Below are 4694 nucleotides of genomic sequence, written 5' to 3' on the forward strand. Positions count from 1 at the left end.
CCGCCCCTGTGCCCGGGATCGGCGCGCAGGTCGCCCACGTCGCCGACGACGTCAATCCGCCGGGCCCCGGCGGCTCGCCACGGCCGTACGCGACAACACGCACACCGGGCCGCTGCCCGCGCCCGTACGGTCCGCACCCGCGCTGCGCGCGCTCGACGACGCGCTGCTGCACGCGGCCGAGGCCTTCGACCGCGGCGGCGGCGGTGATCTGCACACGCGCCGGCGTACCGGACGGGATCTGCTGCGCGCCGTGCTCGGGGCCGGCGGGCGCGAGTACGGGCTGCGGGTAGCCCTCTGCTTCGGGGCCGGCGCGGCCGTCGCGCAGGCGCTGCACCACTCCCACTGGTACGGCGAGCACCAGCACTGGTACTGGCTGCCCGCCACCGTCGTCTTCCTCGTCAAGCCCGACCTCGGGCCGCTCGCGTCCCGGGTGCTGTGCCGGGCGGCGGGGACCGTCCTCGGGGCGCTCGTCTTCGCCGGGTTCGCCGCGGGGCTGCCCCGGCCGGAGGGGCTTGTCGCGCTCGTCGCGGTCAGCGGGGCGCTGATCCCCGTCGCCACCCGGCACTTCGCCGCGCAGACCGCCGTCGTGACCGTGCTCGTCCTCTCGCTCGTGATGGTGGGCGGCGAACCGCAGGCCTCCGCGAGCCGGATCGGGGAGACGCTCCTCGCCTGCGCGATCGTGCTGATCGTGGGGCATCTGCCGATGCCGGGGCAGCGGGGTGGGGGAGTGCGGGCGCGGATGGGGGCGGCGAGTGGGGCGGCGGAGGCGTATCTCGTGCATGTCTTGGGGGAGGCCGACGAAAGCCTTGCCGGTGCCGGTGCCGGTGCCGGTGCGGGTGCGGGTGCGGGTGTCGGTTTGAGTGGGGGTGCCGACGCCGGCCGCTCCCACGCCCGCCACGAAGACCCCCGCCCCACCCGCTGGACCCTGCGCCGCGAGGCCTACCGCGCGCTCGCCGAGGCCCGTACCGCCACCGCCCTCGCCTCCGCCGAACTCCCGTGGCTCGCACGGCACTCGGAGGGGGCCGACGAGGTGGTCGCCGTCCTCGAACGGCTCGTGGACACCGTCACCGCATGCGCCGTCCACCTCGACGACTCGGGGCGGCTCACCCCCGATCACACCCGCCGTCTCGGCGAGCTGCTCGACCAACTCGCCCGCAAGGACCCGCACATGGAGATACGGCTGCCCGAACTCCCCCTCGCCGTCTAGGACTCCACGCGCACCCACACCGGCGCGTGATCCGACCCCGCCGCATCCCGTCGCGCCCCCGGATCCGCCCCCACCGACGGCAGCCGCAGCGGCTCCTCGCCCGGCAACCCCGTCCCGGCTTCCGTCACCCGGTGCACCAGGCGGTGGCTGCACAGGACGTGGTCGATCAGTTCGCGGCGGCCGGAGTTGATCCGGGAGTAGCGCTCGGCGGCGGGGATGAGCGGGGCCACGTCCCACAGCCGGGCCGCGTCGCCCTTGTCCGGCGCCTCGTAGCCCGGCGTACCGATCTCCGAGCCGGGCGGGCCGAGCAGGATCTGCGTGGTCGCCGCCTGCACCTCGTCGTTGAGGTCGCCGAGCACCACCACATCCCGCAACCGGCCGTCACCGTCCAGGAGTTCGTCGGCCAGCGCACGCAGCGCCGTCGCCTCCGCCGCCCGCCGGTAGAGCGCGTACGCCCCGTAGCGCGCCCGCTCGCCCTCGTCGCGCGGCTGGAAACGGCCGTCCGGGTACGACAGCAGCTTCGACTTGAGGTGGGCGACCGCGACCCGCAACGGCCCGCCCTCGGTCTCCGCCTCGATCGTCAGGAAGCCGCGGCCCGACTCCGACACCACCGTGCCCTCGTCCGCCACCTGTACCGGGCGCAGCCGCGGCGGGAACCCGGTGCGGTCCGACAGCACCGTGAACGGCACCCGGCCGAGGAAGCCCACCCGGATGCCCCGGCCGTCCGCGTGCCAGGAGGTCGAGAAGTGCCAGCCCCCGCCCAGCAGACCGGCCAGATCCCCGAGCGCCTCCGGCTCGCCCACCTCCTGCACGCCCAGCAGCGCCGGGTCGAGCTCGGTGATCACGGCGGCGAGCGCGGCCAGTTTCGCCTCGTACGAGGCCTTGTCCCCGGGGCCGTACGGCCCGCCCGGACGGTACAGGTTCTCCAGGTTCCAGGTGCCGAGCAGCATGACGTCAGGGTGCCCTCCCGGCCGACCTCGCGACAGGGACAGGACGCGATGCGCGGTTCGGCTCACACCGGGGGACGAGTGCGCCGTACGTTGGCGGCATGACGCCTTCTCCCGCGGACCTCGTCATCACCGGGTGCACCGTCCTCGTGCACGACGATCAGGAAGGCACCGGCCCCGAGATCGGTTTCCGGGAAGACGCGGCCCTCGTCGTCCGGGACGGCCTCGTCGAGTCCGTGACGACCGCGGCGGCCGCCGAGGAACTATCCGCGCTCGAACGGATCGACGCCCGCGGCCAGATCGCGATGCCCGGCCTGGTCAACTGCCACACCCACGCCCCGATGGTCGCGCTGCGCGGGGTCGCGGAGGACCTGCCGACGGAGGAGTGGTTCAACGACGTCGTGTGGCCGATCGAGTCCAACCTCACCGCCACAGACGTGGAGTTGGGGGCGCGGCTGGCCTGCGCGGAGATGATCCGCGGGGGAGTCACCTGCTTCGCCGACCACTACTTCGCGATGGACGCGGTCGCCGCCGTGGTCGAGGAGTGCGGGATCCGGGCGCATCTGGGCGAGGCGTACTTCTCCTCGCAGGGGCCCCAAGGGCGGGAGAAATCCCTGGAGTTCGCGCTACGTCACCGGGGCGGGGCCGGCGGCCGCATCACCACGGCCCTCGCCCCGCACGCCCCCTACACCGTCGACGACACCGACCTCGCCGCGACCGCCCGACTCGCGCATGACCATCAACTCCCCGTCCACCTGCACGCCTCCGAGAACCGCGACCAGGCGGAGGCGAGCCTCGCCCGGCACGGCGTCACCCCGATCGAGATCCTCCGGCGCACCGGCATCCTCGACACCGACGTCCTCATCGCACACGGCACCGGCATCCTCGACCAGGACCTGCCGCTGCTCCAACAGGCCACCGGCCGGGTGTCCGTGGCCACCGCCCCGCGCGGCTACCTCAAGTTCGCCTGGCCCACCACCACACCCGTCCGTGCCCTGTACGACATCGGCGTGCCCGTCGGACTCGCCACGGACGGCGCCGCCTCCAACAACTCCCTCGACGTGTGGGAGGCGATGGCGCTCACCGCGCTGATCCAGAAGTCGACGACGGGCGACCCGCGCTGGCTGACGGCCCGTCAAGCCCTGCACCACGCCGGTGTACAGAGCGCCCGGGCGGTGGGCCTGGGCGACACGATCGGCACCCTGGCCGCCGGTCGTCGCGCCGACATCATCCTGGTCGACCTCACCGGACCCCACACCCAGCCCGTCCACGACCTCCCCGCCACCCTCGTCCACAGCGCCCGCGCCTCCGACGTCCGCACGACGATCGTCGACGGCCGCGTGCTGATGCGGGACCGCGCACTCCTGACCATCGATGTCCCCTCTGTCGTAGGGGAGTTGGGCCGAAGGCTGCCCACGCTCCTCGACCGCAGCCACGGCAGGCGGATCCAGGACTACGACACGTAGGGTGATCCCCATGGATCCCGCCGACGGCCTCATCGAGCATCCCCACGACGTGTACCGGCGGTTGCGGGAGACCGCGCCCGTGCACCGGATCGCCGGTACCGACGGGAACCCCGCGTGGGTGGTCACCCGGTACGAGGACGTCCGGGCGGGGCTCGTGGACCCGCGGCTGTCGGTGGACAAGAGGCATGCGGCGCCCGGGAATTACCGGGGATTCGCGTTGCCGCCCGCGCTCGACGCCAACCTCCTCAACATGGAGGCGCCCGACCACACGCGGATCCGGCGGCTGGTCGTACGGGCCTTCACGGCGCGCCGGGTGGAGCGGCTCCGGGCGCCCATCAGGGAGACCGCCGACCGGCTCCTCGACGGTCTCGGCACCCACGGCACGGCCGATCTCGTCGCCGCCTAGGGCCTGTCCGGCGGATCAGGCCGGCTGCAAGAGGCGGTGCTGACCGGTGCAGGTGAGCGGGGCGGTGGGGGTCCCCCCGCGCGAGCGAAGCCGAGCGTGGGGGAGCGTCTGGTTGCAAGGCGGAGGAGGGCGGCGACGCGATGGGGGTGCCCCCGCGCGAGGTTGTTCGAGCGTGGGGGAGTCGGCAACCGACGACAACGCCGCAGACGGGCGTGCCACGCCCCGCGACGCCGGCATGATCCGCCGGACAGGCCCTTACGCCGCGCCGCTGCCCATCACCGTCATCTGCGACCTGCTCGGCGTACCGCAGACGCACCGGCGGGACTTCCGCACCTGGACCGACACCCTGGTCGCCCCCGACCCGGCCCGGCCGCAGGACGCCAAGGCAGCCGTCGGCGCGATGCTCGCCTTCTTCACCGAACTGCTCGCCGACAAGCGCGGGGAACCCGCCGACGACCTGCTCTCCGATCTCATCGCGGTCCGCGACGAGGGCGACCGGCTCAGCGAGGACGAGCTGATGTCCCAGGCCGTGTCCGCGAAGTCCCGCCTGCCGCGCGGCGCCATGCACGCTCCCCCAGAGCGGGTGCCCCCATCGCCGCACCGCGCGCAGACCCACGTACTACCAGTACGAGGGTCCGCGCCCGGCACGCCGAGAGCACGCACCTGAC

General features: G+C 73.8%; 3 protein-coding genes and 2 pseudogenes. 4 read left to right on the forward strand and 1 reads right to left on the reverse strand.

Annotation, left to right across the window (positions count from 1 at the left end):
- On the forward strand, positions 1-1207 hold a 1207-nt coding region (locus ABZ896_RS52015; protein WP_360946330.1), incomplete at its 5' end, for an FUSC family protein.
- Here ABZ896_RS52015 and ABZ896_RS52020 read toward each other — a convergent pair.
- The gene (locus ABZ896_RS52020; RefSeq protein WP_360946333.1) at positions 1204-2157 is read right to left on the reverse strand and encodes an endonuclease/exonuclease/phosphatase family protein; all 954 of its coding nucleotides are present in this window, start codon (positions 2155-2157) and stop codon (positions 1204-1206) included. The two genes, ABZ896_RS52015 and ABZ896_RS52020, sit on opposite strands and share 4 nt — an antisense overlap.
- A 98-nt stretch (positions 2158-2255) precedes the next feature.
- On the opposite strand from ABZ896_RS52020, the gene ABZ896_RS52025 reads away from it, so the two are divergent.
- The 3 genes and pseudogenes from ABZ896_RS52025 to ABZ896_RS52035 all read left to right on the forward strand — a co-directional run.
- The gene (locus tag ABZ896_RS52025; RefSeq protein ID WP_360946336.1) at positions 2256-3620 is read left to right on the forward strand and encodes an amidohydrolase; all 1365 of its coding nucleotides are present in this window, start codon (positions 2256-2258) and stop codon (positions 3618-3620) included.
- A gap of 10 nt (positions 3621-3630) precedes the next feature.
- Positions 3631-4023: pseudogene (locus tag ABZ896_RS52030) on the forward strand (cytochrome P450); the annotation flags it as partial.
- 259 nt (positions 4024-4282) lie between these two features.
- Positions 4283-4549: pseudogene (locus ABZ896_RS52035) on the forward strand (cytochrome P450); the annotation flags it as partial.
- Positions 4550-4694: the final 145 nt, after the last annotated feature.

The sequence above is a fragment of the Streptomyces sp. NPDC047072 genome (genome assembly GCF_040643855.1).
Taxonomy (GTDB): Bacteria; Actinomycetota; Actinomycetes; order Streptomycetales; family Streptomycetaceae; genus Streptomyces.